The 18,153-nt window shown below is 59.1% G+C and carries 18 protein-coding genes; 5 read left to right on the top strand and 13 right to left on the bottom strand.

Translation table 11 applies throughout. The features are described from left to right. Window positions 1-7 precede the first annotated feature (7 nt). From treC to nrdG, 3 genes are all read left to right on the top strand, one after another. Complete coding sequence (gene treC, locus GNG27_RS02575; protein ID WP_156262780.1) at window positions 8-1,663, top strand: alpha,alpha-phosphotrehalase; 1,656 nt, start codon at window positions 8-10, stop codon at window positions 1,661-1,663. Window positions 1,664-2,036: 373 nt separating this feature from the next. After that, window positions 2,037-4,175 (top strand): anaerobic ribonucleoside-triphosphate reductase, encoded by a 2,139-nt coding sequence (gene nrdD / locus GNG27_RS02570; protein WP_156262779.1) that lies wholly within the window; start codon window positions 2,037-2,039, stop codon window positions 4,173-4,175. A 106-nt stretch (window positions 4,176-4,281) separates the two neighbouring features. Next, window positions 4,282-4,746, top strand: a complete 465-nt coding sequence (nrdG, locus tag GNG27_RS02565; protein WP_156262778.1) for an anaerobic ribonucleoside-triphosphate reductase-activating protein — start codon at window positions 4,282-4,284, stop codon at window positions 4,744-4,746. Between the two features lie 2 nt (window positions 4,747-4,748). Here nrdG and GNG27_RS02560 read toward each other — a convergent pair whose 3' ends face one another. The 10 genes from GNG27_RS02560 to GNG27_RS02515 are packed head-to-tail and all read right to left on the bottom strand — an operon-like array spanning window position 4,749 to window position 13,356. Further along, on the bottom strand, window positions 4,749-6,659 hold the full coding sequence (locus GNG27_RS02560; RefSeq protein WP_142488010.1) for a BglG family transcription antiterminator: 1,911 nt from the start codon (window positions 6,657-6,659) through the stop codon (window positions 4,749-4,751). A 19-nt stretch (window positions 6,660-6,678) separates the two neighbouring features. Further along, complete coding sequence (locus GNG27_RS02555; protein ID WP_156262777.1) at window positions 6,679-7,815, bottom strand: lactonase family protein; 1,137 nt, start codon at window positions 7,813-7,815, stop codon at window positions 6,679-6,681. 58 nt (window positions 7,816-7,873) lie between these two features. Continuing rightward, complete coding sequence (locus GNG27_RS02550) at window positions 7,874-8,614, bottom strand: KDGP aldolase family protein (RefSeq protein ID WP_156262776.1); 741 nt, start codon at window positions 8,612-8,614, stop codon at window positions 7,874-7,876. Continuing rightward, window positions 8,611-9,729, bottom strand: coding sequence for a DgaE family pyridoxal phosphate-dependent ammonia lyase (locus GNG27_RS02545; protein ID WP_142488007.1), 1,119 nt, complete (start codon window positions 9,727-9,729; stop codon window positions 8,611-8,613). Before GNG27_RS02545 ends, GNG27_RS02550 begins: the two co-directional genes overlap by 4 nt. Beyond that, window positions 9,713-10,846, bottom strand: a complete 1,134-nt coding sequence (locus GNG27_RS02540) for an amidohydrolase/deacetylase family metallohydrolase (RefSeq protein ID WP_156262775.1) — start codon at window positions 10,844-10,846, stop codon at window positions 9,713-9,715. Before GNG27_RS02540 ends, GNG27_RS02545 begins: the two co-directional genes overlap by 17 nt. 42 nt (window positions 10,847-10,888) lie before the next feature. After that, window positions 10,889-11,530: a DUF4310 family protein gene (locus GNG27_RS02535; RefSeq protein ID WP_142488005.1), complete on the bottom strand. Its 642-nt coding sequence runs from the start codon at window positions 11,528-11,530 to the stop codon at window positions 10,889-10,891. A gap of 13 nt (window positions 11,531-11,543) precedes the next feature. Continuing rightward, window positions 11,544-12,320 (bottom strand): DUF4311 domain-containing protein, encoded by a 777-nt coding sequence (locus tag GNG27_RS02530; protein ID WP_142488004.1) that lies wholly within the window; start codon window positions 12,318-12,320, stop codon window positions 11,544-11,546. A 22-nt stretch (window positions 12,321-12,342) separates the two neighbouring features. Beyond that, complete coding sequence (locus GNG27_RS02525; protein WP_156262774.1) at window positions 12,343-12,642, bottom strand: DUF4312 family protein; 300 nt, start codon at window positions 12,640-12,642, stop codon at window positions 12,343-12,345. A gap of 2 nt (window positions 12,643-12,644) precedes the next feature. After that, window positions 12,645-13,007, bottom strand: a complete 363-nt coding sequence (locus GNG27_RS02520) for an SFCGS family glycine-rich protein (protein WP_002437459.1) — start codon at window positions 13,005-13,007, stop codon at window positions 12,645-12,647. Window positions 13,008-13,017: 10 nt separating this feature from the next. Next, window positions 13,018-13,356 carry a glycine dehydrogenase gene (locus GNG27_RS02515; protein ID WP_106994092.1) on the bottom strand — a complete coding sequence of 113 codons (339 nt, stop codon included), beginning with the start codon at window positions 13,354-13,356 and terminating at the stop codon, window positions 13,018-13,020. Window positions 13,357-13,655: 299 nt separating this feature from the next. On the opposite strand from GNG27_RS02515, the gene GNG27_RS23835 reads away from it, so the two are divergent. Further along, on the top strand, window positions 13,656-13,931 hold the full coding sequence (locus GNG27_RS23835) for a Hok/Gef family protein (RefSeq protein WP_312845928.1): 276 nt from the start codon (window positions 13,656-13,658) through the stop codon (window positions 13,929-13,931). Window positions 13,932-14,001: 70 nt separating this feature from the next. On the opposite strand, the gene cybC is transcribed toward GNG27_RS23835, so the two are convergent. Next, window positions 14,002-14,385, bottom strand: a complete 384-nt coding sequence (gene cybC, locus GNG27_RS02505) for a cytochrome b562 (RefSeq protein WP_142488001.1) — start codon at window positions 14,383-14,385, stop codon at window positions 14,002-14,004. A 159-nt stretch (window positions 14,386-14,544) separates the two neighbouring features. Beyond that, a complete protein-coding gene (gene pmbA / locus GNG27_RS02500) occupies window positions 14,545-15,897 on the bottom strand; it encodes a metalloprotease PmbA (protein WP_142488000.1) in 1,353 nt (450 codons plus the stop codon). Between the two features lie 95 nt (window positions 15,898-15,992). Here pmbA and yjgA point away from each other — a divergent pair, with 95 nt between their 5' ends. Then, window positions 15,993-16,544 (top strand): ribosome biogenesis factor YjgA, encoded by a 552-nt coding sequence (yjgA, locus tag GNG27_RS02495; protein ID WP_142487999.1) that lies wholly within the window; start codon window positions 15,993-15,995, stop codon window positions 16,542-16,544. Window positions 16,545-16,649: 105 nt separating this feature from the next. Here yjgA and mpl read toward each other — a convergent pair whose 3' ends face one another. After that, window positions 16,650-18,023: a UDP-N-acetylmuramate:L-alanyl-gamma-D-glutamyl-meso-diaminopimelate ligase gene (gene mpl, locus GNG27_RS02490; RefSeq protein WP_142487998.1), complete on the bottom strand. Its 1,374-nt coding sequence runs from the start codon at window positions 18,021-18,023 to the stop codon at window positions 16,650-16,652. Window positions 18,024-18,153 lie beyond the last annotated feature (130 nt).

Raw genomic sequence — 18,153 nt, 5'->3', positions numbered from 1 at the left:
ACGCACTATGAATACCCTTCCTCACTGGTGGCAAAACGGCGTCATCTATCAGATCTACCCCAAGAGCTTCCAGGATACGACCGGGCGCGGCACCGGGGATTTGCGCGGCGTGACCTCGCGTCTCGACTACCTCAAAACCCTCGGCATCGACGCTATCTGGCTGACACCGTTCTATATCTCTCCGCAGGTGGATAACGGCTACGACGTGGCAAACTACGTCAGCATCGATCCGGCCTACGGCACGCTGGATGATTTCGACGCGCTGGTGGCCGCAGCCCATCAACACGGGATCCGCATCGTACTGGATATGGTGTTTAACCACACCTCCACCCAGCACGCGTGGTTCCGCGAGTCGCTCAATAAAGAGAGCCCGTACCGCGAGTTCTACATCTGGCGCGACGGCACCCCGGAGCAGTTGCCCAACAACTGGCGCTCCAAGTTCGGCGGCAACGCCTGGCGCTGGCATGCCGAAAGCGAGCAGTACTATCTGCACCTGTTTGCCCCCGAGCAGGCGGATCTCAACTGGGAAAACCCGCAGGTGCGCGCCGAGCTGAAAAAAGTGTGCGAGTTCTGGGCCGATCGCGGCGTGGACGGCCTGCGTCTCGACGTGATTAACCTGGTATCGAAAGAGCAGGATTTCCCCGACGATACGATCGGCGATGGCCGCCGCTTCTATACCGACGGGCCGCGCATTCACGACTATCTGCAGGAGATGAGCCGGGACGTCTTTACCCCGCGCAACATGATGACGGTGGGCGAAATGTCCTCCACCCGCCTGGAGCACTGCCAGCAGTACGCCGCGCTCGACGGGCGGGAACTGTCGATGACCTTTAACTTCCACCATCTGAAGGTGGATTATCCCAACGGCGAGAAGTGGACGCTGGCGAAACCGGATTTCGTGGCGCTGAAAGCCCTGTTCAGCCACTGGCAGCAGGGGATGCACAACCGGGCGTGGAACGCGCTGTTCTGGTGTAACCACGACCAGCCGCGCATCGTCTCACGCTTTGGCGATGAGGGAGAGTATCGCGTCCCGGCGGCGAAGATGCTGGCGATGGTGCTGCACGGGATGCAGGGCACCCCTTACGTCTATCAGGGCGAAGAGATTGGCATGACCAACCCGCACTTCACCCGCATCACCGACTACCGCGACGTGGAGAGCCACAACATGTTCGCCGGGCTGCGCGCCCAGGGGCGGGACGCCGACGAGCTGCTGGCGATCCTCGCGAGCAAATCCCGCGATAACAGCCGCACGCCGATGCAGTGGGATGCTTCAGCCAATGGCGGGTTCACCACCGGCGAGCCGTGGATCGCCCTGGGTAATAACGCGGAAACGATCAATGTCGAGGCTGCGCTGGCCGATCCAGACTCGGTGTTTTACGCCTACCAGAGGTTGATCCAGCTGCGTAAAACCCTGCCGGTGCTCACCTGGGGGGATTATCAGGATCTGCTCCCGGATCACCCGTTCCTGTGGTGCTATCGCCGCCAGTGGCAGGGCCAGACGCTGATGGCGATCGCCAGCCTGAGCCGCGAGTGCCAGCCGTGGCAGCCGCAGGCGGTTGAGGGCGACTGGCAGGTGGTGATGAGCAACTATCCTGAAGTCTCGCCGCAGCCTGGTGCCATGACCCTGCGTCCGTTTGAAGCGGTATGGTGGCTACAGTCTTAACGGGCATGCCGGGCGGCTCGCGGGCTGCCCGGCATGCGGATTAATTTTGTTTATTAATTATACAATTACTGAACTGTTGTCTTTACAATTCCTCAATCGCCCACCCGCTGTACTCTTCCCTGGATACCTTGTTCTGAATCAAATAAATCGCAAACTTGTTTGATGCAAATCACTATATGTAGCGCTTAGAATGCACGCCGACCCAACATCTTGTATTTAACGTCTACAATTTCAACAATAAGACGGCGTCAACGCTGGCCGGAATTGTGGATAACATGTGTTGGTAACCCGGGAAGTGGCTGGGCTGACTGTTGTTATGCCAAAAACCCACTTTCCTCTTCTCTGTGGATAACCTGTTTCTAAAGGAGTGGTCATGACACCGCATGTGATGAAACGAGATGGCTGTAACGTGCCTTTCAAATCAGAGCGCATCCAGGAAGCGATTCTGCGTGCAGCTAAAGCAGCGGGAGTCGATGACGCAGATTACTGCGCCACCGTCGCAGAAGTCGTCAGCAATCAGATGAAGGACCGCAGCAAGGTCGACATCAACGAAATCCAGACCGCGGTGGAAAACCAGCTGATGTCGGGCCCGTATAAGCAGCTGGCGCGCGCCTATATTGAATACCGTCACGACCGGGATATCGAACGTGAAAAACGCGGTCGTCTGAACCAGGAGATCCGTGGCCTGGTCGAGCAGACCAACTCTGCGCTGCTCAACGAAAACGCCAATAAAGACAGCAAAGTGATCCCCACCCAGCGCGACCTGCTGGCAGGTATCGTCGCCAAGCACTACGCCCGCCAGCACCTGCTGCCGCGCGACGTGGTGCAGGCCCACGAGCGCGGGGATATTCACTATCACGATCTCGACTACTCGCCATTCTTCCCGATGTTCAACTGCATGCTCATCGACCTGAAAGGTATGCTGACCCAGGGCTTCAAGATGGGCAACGCCGAGATTGAGCCGCCAAAATCAATCTCCACCGCCACCGCGGTGACCGCGCAGATCATCGCCCAGGTCGCCAGCCATATCTACGGCGGCACCACCATCAACCGCATCGACGAAGTGCTGGCCCCGTTTGTCGCCGCCAGCTATGCCAAGCATCGCCAGGTGGCGGAAGAGTGGCAGATCCCGGATGCGGAAGGTTATGCCCGCTCCCGCACCGAGAAAGAGTGCTACGACGCCTTCCAGTCGCTGGAATATGAAGTGAACACCCTGCACACCGCCAACGGTCAGACGCCGTTCGTCACCTTCGGCTTTGGTCTGGGCACCAGCTGGGAATCACGCCTGATCCAGCAGTCCATTCTGCGCAACCGTATTTCCGGTCTGGGCAAAAACCGTAAAACCGCGGTGTTCCCGAAACTGGTGTTCGCCATCCGCGATGGCCTGAACCACAAGTTTGGCGATGCCAACTACGACATCAAACAGCTGGCGCTGGAGTGCGCGAGCAAGCGCATGTATCCGGACATTCTGAACTATGACCAGGTGGTGAAAGTCACCGGCTCGTTCAAAACCCCGATGGGTTGCCGCAGCTTCCTCGGCGTGTACGAAGATGAAAACGGCGAGCAGATCCACGACGGGCGCAACAACCTGGGCGTGATCAGCCTGAACCTGCCGCGCATCGCGCTGGAAGCCAAAGGCAACGAGGCCGCCTTCTGGACGCTGCTGGACGAGCGCCTGCTGCTGGCGCGTAAGGCGCTGATGACCCGTATCGCCCGCCTGGAAGGGGTCAAAGCGCGTGTCGCGCCGATCCTCTATATGGAAGGGGCCTGCGGGGTGCGCCTGAAGGCTGACGATGACGTGTCTGAGATCTTCAAGAACGGTCGTGCGTCTATTTCGCTGGGCTATATCGGGATCCACGAAACCATTAACGCCCTGTTTGGCGACCAACACGTCTATGACAGCGAAGCCCTGCGGGCGAAAGGTATCGCTATCGTGCAGCATCTGCGCGACGCGGTAGATAAGTGGAAAGACGAAACCGGCTACGGCTTCAGCCTCTACAGCACCCCGAGCGAAAACCTGTGCGACCGCTTCTGCCGCCTGGATACCGCCGAGTTTGGCGTGGTGGAGGGTGTCACCGATAAGGGCTACTACACCAACAGCTTCCACCTCGACGTGGAGAAGAAGGTGAACCCGTATGACAAGATCGACTTTGAAGCGGCCTACCCACCGGTGGCGAGCGGCGGTTTTATCTGTTACGGCGAGTACCCGAACATTCAGCACAACCTGAAGGCGCTGGAAGACGTGTGGGATTACAGCTATCAGCACGTGCCCTATTACGGCACCAACACGCCGATCGACGAGTGCTACGAATGCGGCTTTACCGGCGAGTTCGAATGTACCAGCAAAGGCTTCACCTGCCCGAAATGCGGTAACCACGATGCCGCCCGCGTCTCCGTGACCCGCCGCGTATGCGGTTACCTCGGTAGCCCGGATGCACGTCCGTTCAACGCCGGCAAGCAGGAAGAGGTGAAGCGCCGCGTGAAGCATCTGGGGAATGGGCAGATCGGTTAATCCTCTGCCACATTGATGCCCGGTGGCGCTGCGCTTACCGGGCCTACGGACCGCACTCTCATTGTAGGCCGGGATCGCTACTCGACACCCGGCGTGGTTACACGCTATGAACATCCATCAATACTACCCGGTCGACATCGTCAACGGTCCCGGCACCCGCTGCACCCTGTTTGTCTCCGGCTGCATCCACGAATGCCCCGGCTGCTACAACAAAAGCACCTGGCGGCTGAACTCCGGAATGCCGTTCACCGCAGATATGGAACAGCGGATCATCGACGATCTCAACGATACACGCATCAAACGCCAGGGGATCTCCCTTTCCGGCGGCGATCCTCTGCACCCGCAGAACGTGCCGGATATTTTGCGGCTGGTGCAGCGCATTCGCGTCGAGTGCGCAGGCAAAGATATCTGGGTCTGGACCGGCTATAAGCTGGATGAATTAAACGATGACCAGATGCAGGTGGTGGACCTGATCAACGTGCTGATCGACGGCAAGTTTGTGCAGGATCTGAAAGATCCGATGCTTATCTGGCGCGGCAGCAGTAATCAGGTGGTGCATCATTTGCGTTGAGCTCAAAACCGGCTCAAACACTCCATCGCCACGGTTTTAAACTCGTCGAAGTCGTGGCAGCCGCACAGCCGGGTCATCGCCCGTTCGCGCAGGAAGGTGACGAAGATATCGTAGATCGCCATCGCCTCCTCATACTCGCTTTTACTGATCGCCAGCAGGAAAATGACGTGCGCGGTGTCATCGCCCCACTGGATGCCCTGCGGGGCCAGCACGGTATAGACCACGGTTTTTTGCGCCAGCAAACCCAGGGAGTGCGGCAGGGCGATACCGTCGCCGAGCAGGGTGCTGACGATGGCCTCGCGCTCCACCACCGAGTCGAGAAACTCTGCGTCCACAAACCCCTCCTCCTGCAGCTGGTCGCACAGCTCCCGGAACAGCGTTTGCTGGTCGATGGGGCGATCGATGACGCGGAAATGGCTGGCGTCGAAGAACTTCTCCAGCATCCACGGGCGCGTTCTGTCCACCAGCACCAGCTTGCCGATCTGCTCCAGCTGATAGTCGGTCGGGAACGGGGCGATCAGCACCACCGGCTTGGCTTTTTCCGCGATCCGCGCGGTGGATATCACGAAGTCCTCGCTGATGCTTTCGCACTGCTCGTACTCCCGCAGGGTCAGGGTGCGCGTCACCTCGATCTGCGGGTACTTGCGCTGCAGCACCGCCTCGATCATCCGCACCATCGCGTTGCCCGCGTCGCAGACCAGCATCACCCGCGGCTGGCGCTGATAGCCAATGTTGTAATGGCGCTCCAGACCGACGCCAATGTGCAGCACCAGGAAACCGATCTCGTTTTCGCTGATCACATAGGGAGTGTATTTTCCCCAGCTGGAGACCGCCGCAAGGGTCATGTCCCACGCCATCGGGTAGTGCTGCTTGATGTTATCCAGCAGCGGATTGGGGATCATGATCTGGTAGCGCACGCGGGTGATCATGGTTTTTATATGGGTCAGGAGATCCGCGTGCAGCTGGGTGTCGTCGAGCAGGTTGTAGTTAAAGTGGGTGTTGATATAGCGCAGGATGTAGTTCACCAGCGCCTCTTCATCATCGGCGTTGATGGCGCTGGGGGAGATCTCCTGCACCTGGCGGGCGGCGATATGCACCCCCAGCCAGGTCTCTTCCGCTGGCGAAAGGGTCTTATCCGCCAGCCGGGCGATGGCGCTGGCGATGTCCCGCGCGGCATCGCGCACGTTCTCAGCCACCTCTTCGGCGTTAAATTCCGGCAGCGGATAGCCTTCGCTGATGCGCCGCACCGTCACCGCGCCGTAGAGGCGTAAAAACAGCTCGCCTTCGTCGGTGAGGCGAATATGGTGGCGGGTGAAGGTCTCATGCAGCACGGCGGCGAGCTGTTCCGGCACGCCGGCATTCAGCGCCACTTCGGTGACCAGCGGATTGAGGTTGTCCTGCTGCGCCAGCTGCCACAGCAGATCGGTCAGGCAGGCGCGGATCGCCATCTCGCTGCCAAACAGCTTCATGCCGTGGCGCGGGCGGGTCTCCAGCGTCAGGCGATAGCGGTGAAACCACTCGCGCACCTCTGCCATATCGCTTTGCAGCGTGGCGCGGCTGACAAACCACTCGTCGGCCAGATCCTCCAGCTTGAGGGAGAACGCCGAAGTGAGAAAGCGCACCACCAGGTAGTGCACCCGCTCCGGGCCGGTGCGTGGGATCCGCAGCATCCGCGGGTGGGAATCCTGCAGCTGCTGGTAGCGGGCCTGATCGTCGATTTTCAGCTGATAGCCGTTCCCGCGGCTGAGGATAAACTGCGCCCCGTTCCCCGCCAGCAGCGCGTTGAGCGCGGTAATGTCAGCCCGGACGGTACGCGTGGATACCGACAACCGTTGCGCCAGTTCGTCCTGAGGCAGCGTCTCGTTCTGCAACATTTCAAACAGTTGCGCTAAACGTTGGTTGGGAAATCGCACGGGGTTGTCCTCTTACTGCTTAAGGTGAAATGACCATCTGGGATGGGCTGCCGACCGGGGTATAGTCTGGCTCGAAGCTCAGCTTGCCGTCCTGCGCCACGCGGAAACGGGTGATGTTATCGCTGCGCTGGTTCATGACGTACAGCCAGCGTCCCTGTTTATCCAGCGTCAGGGTGCGCGGGTAATCGCCACGCGTCCAGACATCGTCCCGATGCGTCAGCGTGCCATCCGCCGTTACGGTAAAGTGCCCGATGCTGTTATGCAAACGGTTAGCGACATACAGCTGCTTTCCATCGGCACTGAGTGCCAGCCCGGCGGCAAAACTGGTGCCTTTATACCCTTCCGGCAGCGCAGAGATCGTCCTGCCCTCTTTCAGCGTGCCGTTGGCCTGCACGGCATAATGGGTGAGCGTAGACGCCTCTTCGTTAATCAGCCACAGGGCATCGCCTTTTGGCGTAAAGACGAAGTGGCGCGGCCCGGCGCCTTTCGAGGAGGCGCTGATAAACGGCGGATCGTTCGGGGTCAGCTTGCCGCTTCGATCGTCAAAACGGTACTGATAGATGCGATCCAGCCCCAGATCGGTGGAAAAGACAAATTTCCCGCTCGGATCGGCGGCGATCATGTGCGCATGGGGACCGTTATGATCGCTGATGGCAAAACTGCCTTCGGCTGCCGCTTCGGGTTTTGCGGCGCCCGGCTCGCCCCGATCCTGATGTTTATCGGTGGCATCACCCAAGCTGCCGTCTGCGTTGATCGGCAGCACCGCAATGGATCCGCTGACGTAGTTGGCCACCAGCAGGTGCTGGCCGTTTGGCGTCAGGGAGAGATACACCGGGCCCGCACCGCCGGACGCCACCTGATTCAGCTCACTCAGCTCGCCGTTTTCGCCCACCCGCAGCGCCTGCACCACGCCCTGCTCCACTTCGCTGGCCAGATAGATCGTTTTGCCGTCGTGTGAAGCGGCCAACTGCGCGGCGTTCGGCGGCTTGCTCACCAGCGTTTTGTTGCCGAGCGCGCCGGACTGCGGGTCGAGGGTAAAGCGATACAGCCCTTCACCGTTCGGATTGTAGGTCCCCACCCAGGCATATTGCGTCTGGGCGACGGCGGCGGTAGCAAGTAGAGAGAGTGAAGCGACAAGCAGGTTGCGGGTGTGCATGGTGGCTCCTGATCGTTATTCCCTCTCCCTGTGGAGAGGGTTAGGGTGAGGGATAGTTTTACTTCACCAGCTTCTTCGTCATTTCCAGCAGCGTACGCACGTCTTCCGGGCGCGTGTCGCCGCTGGCTTTGTCGATGATCGAGCTGTAGATATGCGGAATGATCTTGCTCACGCCCGCATCCAGGGCGATCTGCAGGATCGCTTCATAGTTCTCCAGATCGATTCCCCCGGTCGGCTCCAGCCAGAAGTCGTGACGGGCGCAGGCTTCCGCCACCGCTTTGTATTCGTCACGACATTTCAGGCCGCCCATCGGAAAGTATTTGATCGAGCTGCCGCCGAAATCCTTCAGCAGGGCAATCGCCGTTTCCACCGGCACGATGCCGTCCGGTGCCGCGCTGCTCAGCGGGCCGGTGGAGATTTTCACCATCCCGACGGTGCCGGTCGGGGAGACCAGGCCGTTAACCACGGACTCGCTCTGCCCCAGCAGCGCGCGGCTGGTAGCCACCCCGGTGAAGACCTGGTTGACGTGCTGCGGCTGCACCTGGCGGGAGATTTCGCTCACCATCGCCGACTGGTTCGGATCCCCCGCCCCCAGGCCCACGGAGAGGGCGTTATCGATCAGGGCGGCGTATTCGCGCATGTCCGCCACGGCGCTGTCCACGTCCGGGTAGTTTTTGGAGAGCACGCCCACCAGCACATGGCCTTCTGCCGCTTCATAGATGGCGCTGGCGTTGGCTTTGGATCCGGCCAGCACGTTCAGACACACGCGGTCGCGGTAAAAATTGGGGGTCAGTTTCATGCCTTTTTCTCCTGGCCTAATACTTCGCTGATGCGGCGATAGACGATATTCAGTTGGTCTGCGCTGACGCTGCGCACGTCGGCTTCGATAATCCCTTCGTTAGCTTTGTAGCCACGGAAGTAGATAGCGTATTCGCCCTGCTTCAGGGCATGCACCAGGTCGCCGGTGCCGACGCCGGTAGTGGCTTCGTCGAACTTAATCTCGGTGCGGGCGATATCGCGACCCGCGCTGTCCCAGACCACGCGCGCGGTGACGCCGTTCAGGGTGTTGAGCGCGTCGATAAACGGGGTCATCTTCGCCACCATTTCCGCACCGCTCTCTTTAGTCGCCGTCAGGTAGTGTTCGATGGCGCAGGTCAGGCCCAGAATGCCCTCTTTACCCACCTTCATGGCGCGGCCAATGCCTGCCGTCTGACGCTTGACCCACTCGACGTACTGGGTTCTGCCGATCACCAGGCCGCTGGTTGGCCCTTCGATGGCCTTCGCGCCGCTGTAGATCACCAGGTCCGCGCCGGAGCGGTAGTAAGCGTGCAGATCTTCTTCTGCCGCCGCGTCGACGATCAGCGGCAGATCGTGTTTACGCGCAACGACCGCCGCCTGCTCGACGCTGAGCATGCTCTTCTGCACGCAGTGGTGCGATTTGATATAGAGGATTGCCGCAGTGCGCGGGGTGATCGCTGCCGCCAGCTGATCGGCGGAGCATTCGTTGGCGTAACCGGCTTCCACCAGCCTGCCGCCGCCCAGCGCCACCATGGTGCCCACCGGGGCGCCAAAGTTAACGTTGTGGCCTTTCGGCAGGACGATCTCGTTGTTCTCAATCGGGGTGACGTGCAGGTTCTCCAGCAGCCAGTCGCTCTCTTTCACCAGCACCGCCGCCACCGACTGGGCAATGCCCGCCGAGGCGCAGGAGACGACGGTCGCCCCTTCCACATCCAGCAGCTTCGCGATGTACTCGCCGGTTTTGTTGACCAGATCCTTCATCTCGAAGTACTGGTTCATGCCGTCCATCGCCGCCTGCACCACTTCCGGGCGCGGGGTTGAGACGCCGAGCGCCGTCATGCGCCCGGAGGTGTTAATCACTTGTTTTAAATTGTATTTCTCAAAAATTGAAGGCATGTTCCGTGCTCCCTTGTTCGGTCATGTAGCCCTTGCCCGCGCGGATCGCGGCAAGCGGCACCAGAATGTGTTCAGCCTGCAGGCTGTCGTTTTCCGCATCCGTCAGCACGGTTGGCTGGCGTTTAATCGTAAACAGCGTCAGGTCGGCGTCGAGACCTGCCTGAATGCGGCCTTTATGGGCCAGGCGCAGGCCGTCGGCGGCGTTGGCGGTCACGCACTCGATCACCTGCGGCAGCGACATGCCGATGGCGAGAAACTTCGACATCACGCTAGAAAGCGAGCCTACCGGGCCGTTGATGCGGTTGCGGCAGTAGATATCCGAGCTGATAGTGTGCGGCAGAATACCCATCGCGATGGCGCGTTTCGCCACCTCAAAGCTGAAGCTCGCGGTGCCGTGGCCGACGTCCAGACGCACGCCGCGCTTCAGGGCGTTGGTGACGGAGGCGCGCAGTTCCCCGGAGGGGGTCAGAATGCGGTTCGGTTTGCCGTTGTAGCAGTGGGTGATGATGTCGCCGGAACTCAGCAGCTCGGCAATTTCGTCGAGGTTCGGCGGGTTGTTGCCGATGTGTACCATCAGGGGCAGATCGCCGTTCTCTTTCTGGATCGTTTTGGCGCGCTCCAGCGGCGTAATGCCGTTCTCACCGACCACGCTGCTGCTCATGCGCGCCTTCAGGCCGACGATAAAATTCGGGTGGCGTTGTACTGCCTGCTTCACCGCGTCTGCGTCGATGTTGGCCATGTTGGCCAGTTCGTTCTGGGCAATCAGCCCCACGCGGGAGATGTTCAGCAGGGCAAATACCTCGGTGGAGGCCTTACGGGTGATGGCGTAGAAGTCGTCCACGTCATCCGCCCCGGTGCTGCCGGCGTCCACTACCGAGGTGACGCCGGTGGCAATGCCCACGCTGTCCGGCTCGTCGTGGTAAATCGGGGAGTTCGGGTAGCAGTGGACGTGGGAGTCAATCCAGCCTGCGCTGACAAACACTTCGCCGTTCAGCTCCACCATTTTTTGGGCAGGCGCGGCGATGTCGCCCACCGCTGCGATCTTCCCGTCCTGAATGGCGATATCGGTCAGGGTATCGTCGGTGAGGCGCGCGCGGCGCAGGAGTAAATCAAACATGGGGTTCTCCTGATAAGGCGGGCGCCTGAGCGCCCGCGGGTATTAAAGGGCGACCGGGAACAGCCAGCCCAACAGCATCGCGCCGAGGATGGCGCCACCGGTAATCGGCTTCTGCCAGATGTAGAACAGCAGGGCGCCTAACAGGGAACCGATGCCGATGGGAATCGACGCGGTCATCGCGCTGAGGATAATCAACGGCCCGAGGAAGCGGCCGGAGGCGTTACCCGCCCCCATCATCACGTCAGCCCCGTAGGTGGAGTTGCTCTGATTGATGGTGAACTTACGCGCCAGGATGATGATGTAACCAATCGCCAGGCCAATAATCAGGCCGGTCGCCAGCGAGGCGATAAAGTTGGTCACCGGGAACATGATGCCCGCCCCCAGCAAGAGCGCCGGAACGCCGAGGCCCACCCCGGTCTGGATCGCCCCGCCGATATCGAGGATCCCCACCAGGGAGCCTTCGATAATACGGGCAAACAGGAAGCTGGCGCCGAACGCTGCCACCGCGCCGTAGGCACCGGTATCGATACCCGCTTTCAGCATCGCCACGAAGGCCACTTCGTTAAAAGCGCCGATACCGTAGAGGTAGTACATGTGCGTCCCGGCGAACACGCCGGAGGAGAGCAGGCCAACGAAGATCGGGAACGACCAGTCGGCATACCAAAAACCTTTATTCTGTTCCATTTAGAGGCTCCTGTTACTTGCCGCTGAGCGAGTTGTGGATCATGTCGAGCCAGTTCGGCACGGTCAGATGGAAGGATTCAATCATCTTCATGTCGAAGCCGCGGAAGAAGCCGCTCAGCACGAACAGCGCGACGATGGCGACCATCATCACTTTGGTGACGTGGTTCCAGCCGCTCTCTTCCACGCCTTTACCGATCAGGATCCCCAGCACCAGGCCCGGTACGGCGTTACCCATAATCAGCTGCGCCGCGCCGCCAAAGACGGTGGCCCAGAAGCCCGATTTTTTACCCGCATCGATAGCCGCCAGCCAGAAGATCACCGGCATCACGGTGTTCACCAGCAGGTTAGCGGCAGGTACCAGCACCTTCACGGCGGTCACCTGAAGCGCAGCAGGAACGGACGACGCGGTGAGGTTGAGGAAGGTGACGACAATCATGCCGATCACGCCGCAGGCAATCGCCATCTTGCGGGGATCGTGCAGCGTCTCACCGACGTTGCGGTTTTTGATCATCAGCGCCGCGGCACCCCAGTTCGGGATGATGCGGTGGTCAACGTCCTGGGTGAAGGAGCCCGCCGCAACCGACGAAGCCCAGGCGTTGAAGAAGAAGCCTAACCCAAAGGAGAAGTGAGACGCTGGGTCTCCCTCACAGGAGTTCAGCTCTCCCAACGTACGAAACGCGCCCATACCCTGTGTGGTAGGCGCATGAAACATGCGTGCAGCCCCGGCGCCCACGCCGACGCCAACCAGGCCGCCGATGATGAGCGATTTTATTAAAATTATCAGGAACATTAGTCTGCCCTATTAGTAAGAATCAGCGTTGCGTGACAAAGTCCACCTGGTCCAGATTGATGGCAGTCACGTTGACGGTCACGTCCAGCTCCACGCTGTAGGTGCGTCTTTCCCGGCGCAAAAAGAAGAACAGAAACGCCTCTTTACGCACCGCTTCTTGCGCCTGAACAATCTGCACATCCTGTGGCTCAATACGCAGTAAGATATGCGGCGATGCTTTCATCACCGCGGCCTGAACGTGGTTCAGCGCGTCGGCAAAGGCGCGCGCTTTGGCGTCACCCTTGCCTTTCACTCTCACCGTGGTGGTGAACTGTTCTTTCATGCTTATGCGCCGTGCTTCTTCTGCCACGCCTGCACCAGACGCTCACCCAGCTCTTCTTTATCCATAAAGCCAAAGCCCAGCACGTTGCAGCCTTCGTTGATGGCGGTAACGCCCTCTTCCACGGAACGCATGCCGTACTTGGCTTTGTAGCCATATTTGGTCTGAGCGGTGATGGCACCCGCGCCGCCGCTGCCGCAGAAGGAGATGCCGAAGGTGGCGTTTTCCGCCTTCATCACGTCACCCAGCTTCATGTCCGCCGCCACGCCTGGTACCACCACTGCGCGGCCGCCCGCTTTTTCAACGCCTGCTGCAACCTTCTGACCTTTACCCAGGCGATCGCCGATAACGACTGTAATTTGTTCCATGATGTGCTCCTTAAAGGTTGTCTTTTGCGACTTCAAAGTGGACGGAGAGCAGCCAGGCTTCTTCATCAGGAAGGTTGCCAAACTGCGCCACGACTTCGCGGGCAAGCCGCATTGATTCAGGTGAAATTTCGTCGAACAGGTCAGCCTCGACCTCCGGCAGCGGCTCGCCGGTCACCGACCGGTGCGCCATGGCGCGAACGTGGGAGGTCAGCATCTGCTCCTGAACGGCATTGGGGATAATGTGGTGATGACTAAGCAGCGTGAAGGTCTGCTTGAGCATGGTGTCGGCCAGCTGTTCAGTTTGCGCCGCCTGGTCTCCAGTGTCGTTTATTACCGTTCCGTTAATCACTCGTCTTACCCCGTTATTGGCTCTGGGATAAAACTAACGCCCGCTGTTATGGGTTTGTAGCGAGTTGTTTTCCACTTCGAAGTGGAAAGGAGAGCGGCGCCAGTGATCTGTGCCACATAATTGCGCTGAATGATGATTTTTCGCTGGTCTAACGTGATGAATATCACGCTCCTGAGCGGGTAAAGCGGGGCTGTGGAAGTGAAAAAGTTTACGAGCAGACTCGTAGAAATGTGAGCTGGATAAGGTTTTCTTATGCGGATTGGGTAGAGTGGCCGTGGGTGCTTGAGACTGACCGTCTCATGCATGGGACGGGAAGTGGAAAGCCCCACCTGAATAAAAATCAGGGATGGGGCCCGAAACGACACGTCCTGACACGTGAAGTTCGCTGCCTTACCCGCTTAAAAAGCAAGGAGGCATCCATGAAACGCAGAGATCCCAGTATCGGGGTTTTGATGATTATTTCTTTGACAATAATCATCTTAACGCTGGTGACGCGGAAGACACTGTGCGAGATCCGTTTTCGAAACGGTTCGCTTGAAGTGATTGCGCAAATGGACTGTCGCTCCGGATCGTAGGGAGCAAACATGCGGAGGCGTTTAGTACGCCTCCGCAACACGGGGAGAGGACGTGCGGCTCAGGCACCCATTAACGGTATTTTTTGTGATAAGTATTGCGCGTGGTGACAAACCCGTCGGCTGCCGCCTGCGCCTCTTTCACTTTGCCTTCGTTGGCCAGCTTCAGCGCGCCGTCAATCTGCCCGACCAGCGTCTCCAGACCGTGACGGTAATCTTTCATCTCGGCGCTGTCTTCCGCTTTGCCTTCCAGCTTCGGCGGGGTCTCTTTTTGCGCATCTACCGCAGCAGCGCGCATTTTGGTCAGGGCGCCTTTCATCTCCGCCGCATTGTCCGTTTTCTGCACCACCTTCAGGTTTTCGCTGAGGGTGTCCATATTATCTTCCAGGTCGGCAAACACCGACGAACTCAATACCAGCGTTGAGGCTGCGAGGATGGCTAACAGGTTTTTACGCATTGCTCACTTCCTTTTTTATTATTAAAAAAAGACTAATACCCTAAATAATTCGCGTTGCAGGAAGGCGGCAAGCGCGTGAATCCCCGGGAGCTTACATAAGTAAGTGACCGGGGTGAGCGCACGCAGCCAACGCATCTGCACCGTGAAGTATGACGGGTATTACTGACCGGCGATCTTCATCTCCGGTAACAGCACCGATCCGCACTGGATATTGCTGCGGGTTTCAATATCGTTACCCACCGTCACGATATTGCGCCACATATCCTTTAAGTTGCCGGCGATGGTAATTTCGCTCACCGGATACTGAATTTCACCGTTCTCGACCCAGAAGCCGGACGCCCCGCGCGAGTAGTCGCCGGTGACGCCGCTGACGCCCTGGCCCATCAACTCGGTCACTACCAGCCCGGTGCCCATCTCTTTCAGCATCTGCTCAAAGCTCAGGCCGCGGCCAGGGATCCGCCAGTTGTGGATGCCGCCCGCATGGCCGGTGCTTTGCAGCCCCAGTTTGCGCGCGGAGTAGCTGGTCAGCAGCCACTGGGTCAGGATGCCGTCTTTGATGATATCGCGACGCTCCGTGCGCACGCCTTCGCTGTCGAACGGCGTGGAGGCCAGCCCTTTCAGCAGGTGCGGATGCTCTTCAATGGTCAGCCATTCCGGCAGGATTTGCGTGCCCAGCGCGTCGAGCAGGAAGGTCGACTTACGGTATACCGCCCCACCGGCAATGGCGCCCACCAGATGCCCGAACAGCCCGGTCGCCACTTCATTGGCAAAGATCACCGGTGCTTTCATGGTAGACAGTTTTCGTGGAGCGAGGCGGGACAATGTGCGTTTTGCGCACTCCATCCCAACCCACTCCGGCGACTGAAGATCGCCCAGCGCGCGGCCAATGGTGTAGGCGTAATCGCGCTCCATGTCGCCGTTCTCTTCGGCGATGACGCAGCTGGAGAGCGAGTGACGGGTGGAGCTGTAGCCCTGCAGCATACCGTGGCTGTTGCCAAAAACTTTGATGCCGTAGTGGCTGTTAAAGCTGCCGCCTTCGGTGTTGGTGATGCGCTTATCGGCGTTAAGGGAGGCTTGTTCCGCGCGAGCCGCGAACTCAATGGCTTCGTCAGGGGTCACTTCTGCCGGGTGGAACAGATCCAGATCCGGGGCCTCAAAAGCCAGCAATTCGCGGTCTGCGACGCCTGCGTAAGGATCCGGCGAGGTGTAGGCGGCGATATCCAGCGCCGCCTGCACGGTACGCGCTATGGCGTCCGGGCTGAGGTCGGTGGAGGAGGCACTGCCTTTACGGTTCTGGTGATAAACAGTAATCCCTAACGCGCCATCGCTATTAAATTCAACGGTTTCCACCTCGCCATAGCGGGTGCTGACGCTCAGACCAGTGGTTTTACTGACGGCGACTTCTGCCCCGTCGGATTTCGCTGACGCCAGCTCCAGAGCCATGGAGACGGCCTCTTCCAGTGCTTTACGCTGCGCTGCAACTTGTGAGATCACTTTCATCGTAAATGCCATAATGTAAGGTGTAGTTAGCTGAAGTCTATCAGAGAACCGTTTCTCAGTACGCGCCTAAACTGGTAAGATTAGCCTCTTTTTTTAAGGAGCCTGACATGACTAAGCAGCCCGAAGACTGGCTCGACGACGTTCCCGGTGATGACATCGAAGACGAAGATGATGAGATCATCTGGGTCAGTAAAAGTGAAATTAAACGCGACGCCGAAGAGTTAAAACAGCTTGGTGCGGAAATGGTAGAGCTGGGCAAAAACGCGCTGGATAAAATCCCGCTCGACCCCGATCTGCGTGCCGCCATCGAACTGGCACAACGCATCAAGAAAGAGGGCCGCCGTCGCCAGCTTCAGTTGATTGGTAAAATGCTGCGCCAGCGCGATGTAGAACCCATTCGCCAGGCGCTGGACAAGCTGAAAAACCGCCACAACCAGCAGGTTGCCCTGTTCCATAAGCTGGAGCAGATCCGCGATCGCCTGATTGATAATGGCGATGACGCCCTGGCGGAGGTGCTGAACCTGTGGCCGGACGCCGATCGCCAGCAGCTGCGAACGCTTATCCGTAATGCGAAGAAAGAGAAAGAAGGGAATAAGCCGCCGAAGTCTGCGCGTCTGATCTTCCAGTATCTGCGCGAACTGGCAGAAGCCGAAGGTTAATATCGTGCATGCTGTTTGCCGGATGGCGGCGTAAGCGCCTTATCCGGCCTACAAAAGCGTGCGAATTGCAGGCCCGGTAAGCGTTAGCGCCACCGGGCTTTTTTATTACTCTGCGACTTCCGCTTTCTTCGCCAGGCCGTCCAGCAGCTTCTGATGGATGCCACCAAACCCGCCGTTGCTCATCACCAGAATGTGATCCCCCGGCTGCGCGGTCTTCACCACCATCTCCGCTAACGTATCCACATCGGCACTCCAGTGCGCAGGCTGGATACAGGCTTCAGCCACTTCCGCTACCTGCCAGGGAATATGCTGCGGCTGCAGGAGGAAGACTTCATCGGCACGGCCTAAAGAGGGGGCCAGGTCATCTTTGCAGACGCCCATTTTCATGGTGTTGGAGCGCGGTTCCAGGACGGCCAGAATGCGTGCCGTGCCGCCCACTTTGCCGCGCAGCGCCGCCAGCGTCGCGAGGATCGCCGTCGGGTGATGGGCAAAATCGTCATACACCGTCACGCCATTCGCTTCGCCGCGCAGTTCCAGGCGGCGACGGGCGTTGATAAACGATCCCAGCGCATGAGCCGCATCGGCAGGCAGCACGCCCACATGACGGGCCGCGGCAATCGCCATCAGGCCGTTGTGCATGTTGTGTTCGCCCACCAGCGCCCAGTGCACTTCCCCAACTTTTTCGCCATCCAGCAGAACTTCCCACTGGGAGGCATCGTTGGTGAGCTTTTTCGCCTGCCAGTGGCCCTGCTCGCCCACCAGCTCCTGCTCGCTCCAGCATCCCATCGCCAGGGTCTGCTTCAGGTTGATGTCGTTTTCCGGCAGGATAATACGTCCCTGACCCGGCACGATGCGCACCAGGTGGTGGAACTGCTTCTGAATCGCTTTCAGGTCGTCAAAGATGTCCGCGTGATCGAACTCAAGGTTATTGAGGATCAGCGTCCGCGGGCAGTAGTGGACAAATTTAGAGCGTTTGTCAAAGAAGGCGCAGTCATATTCATCCGCCTCAATGACAAAGAACGGACTGTCGCCCAGGCGGGCAGAAACCTCGAAATTCCCCGGTACGCCACCGATCACAAAGCCCGGCTTGTAGCCGCAGGCCTCAAGGATCCAGGTTGCCATCCCGGCGGTGGTGGTTTTGCCATGAGTACCGGCAACGGCCACAACCCAGCGATCGCGCAGCACAAAGTCGTGCAGCCACTGCGGGCCCGACATGTAGGGAATATTCTTTTCCAGCACGGCTTCTACGCAGGGGTTGCCACGGGTCATGGCGTTACCGATGATCACCAGATCCGGCTGCGGATCGAGCTGGCTGGCGTCGTAACCCTCAATAAGTGAGATGCCCTGGTTTTCCAGCAGCGTGCTCATCGGCGGATACACATTGGCGTCCGAACCTGTCACCTCATGGCCAAGAGCGCGCGCCAGCATAGCCAGGCCGCCCATGAAAGTGCCACAAATCCCCAATATATGAATGCGCATACGTCACTATCCTTCTTCAATGTGGCGCACATTTTACGCATATGTCAGCAGCAGAGAAACGCATTTCAGGAAAATCTGTACTCAGCTGGCGCGATTCACCTCTGCGCGAAGATTTGAAAGTTTGTTAAGA

It is taken from the genome of Leclercia sp. 119287 (assembly GCF_009734485.1).
GTDB classification, from domain to species: Bacteria; Pseudomonadota; Gammaproteobacteria; order Enterobacterales; family Enterobacteriaceae; genus Enterobacter; species Enterobacter adecarboxylatus_C.
This window is presented reverse-complemented; position numbering and strand designations above follow the sequence as displayed.

Excerpts from the sequence above, each read along its gene's own strand:
- treC (WP_156262780.1), top strand. The coding sequence starts at position 8 with ATGAATACCCTTCCTCACTGGTGGCAAAACGGCGTCATCTATCAGATC.
- nrdD (WP_156262779.1), top strand. The coding sequence starts at position 2,037 with ATGACACCGCATGTGATGAAACGAGATGGCTGTAACGTGCCTTTCAAA.
- nrdG (WP_156262778.1), top strand. The coding sequence starts at position 4,282 with ATGAACATCCATCAATACTACCCGGTCGACATCGTCAACGGTCCCGGC.
- GNG27_RS02555 (WP_156262777.1), bottom strand. The coding sequence starts at position 7,815 with ATGCACACCCGCAACCTGCTTGTCGCTTCACTCTCTCTACTTGCTACC.
- GNG27_RS02550 (WP_156262776.1), bottom strand. The coding sequence starts at position 8,614 with ATGAAACTGACCCCCAATTTTTACCGCGACCGCGTGTGTCTGAACGTG.
- GNG27_RS02545 (WP_142488007.1), bottom strand. The coding sequence starts at position 9,729 with ATGCCTTCAATTTTTGAGAAATACAATTTAAAACAAGTGATTAACACC.
- GNG27_RS02540 (WP_156262775.1), bottom strand. The coding sequence starts at position 10,846 with ATGTTTGATTTACTCCTGCGCCGCGCGCGCCTCACCGACGATACCCTG.
- GNG27_RS02535 (WP_142488005.1), bottom strand. The coding sequence starts at position 11,530 with ATGGAACAGAATAAAGGTTTTTGGTATGCCGACTGGTCGTTCCCGATC.
- GNG27_RS02530 (WP_142488004.1), bottom strand. The coding sequence starts at position 12,320 with ATGTTCCTGATAATTTTAATAAAATCGCTCATCATCGGCGGCCTGGTT.
- GNG27_RS02525 (WP_156262774.1), bottom strand. The coding sequence starts at position 12,642 with ATGAAAGAACAGTTCACCACCACGGTGAGAGTGAAAGGCAAGGGTGAC.
- GNG27_RS02520 (WP_002437459.1), bottom strand. The coding sequence starts at position 13,007 with ATGGAACAAATTACAGTCGTTATCGGCGATCGCCTGGGTAAAGGTCAG.
- GNG27_RS23835 (WP_312845928.1), top strand. The coding sequence starts at position 13,656 with ATGCATGGGACGGGAAGTGGAAAGCCCCACCTGAATAAAAATCAGGGA.
- cybC (WP_142488001.1), bottom strand. The coding sequence starts at position 14,385 with ATGCGTAAAAACCTGTTAGCCATCCTCGCAGCCTCAACGCTGGTATTG.
- pmbA (WP_142488000.1), bottom strand. The coding sequence starts at position 15,897 with ATGGCATTTACGATGAAAGTGATCTCACAAGTTGCAGCGCAGCGTAAA.
- yjgA (WP_142487999.1), top strand. The coding sequence starts at position 15,993 with ATGACTAAGCAGCCCGAAGACTGGCTCGACGACGTTCCCGGTGATGAC.
- mpl (WP_142487998.1), bottom strand. The coding sequence starts at position 18,023 with ATGCGCATTCATATATTGGGGATTTGTGGCACTTTCATGGGCGGCCTG.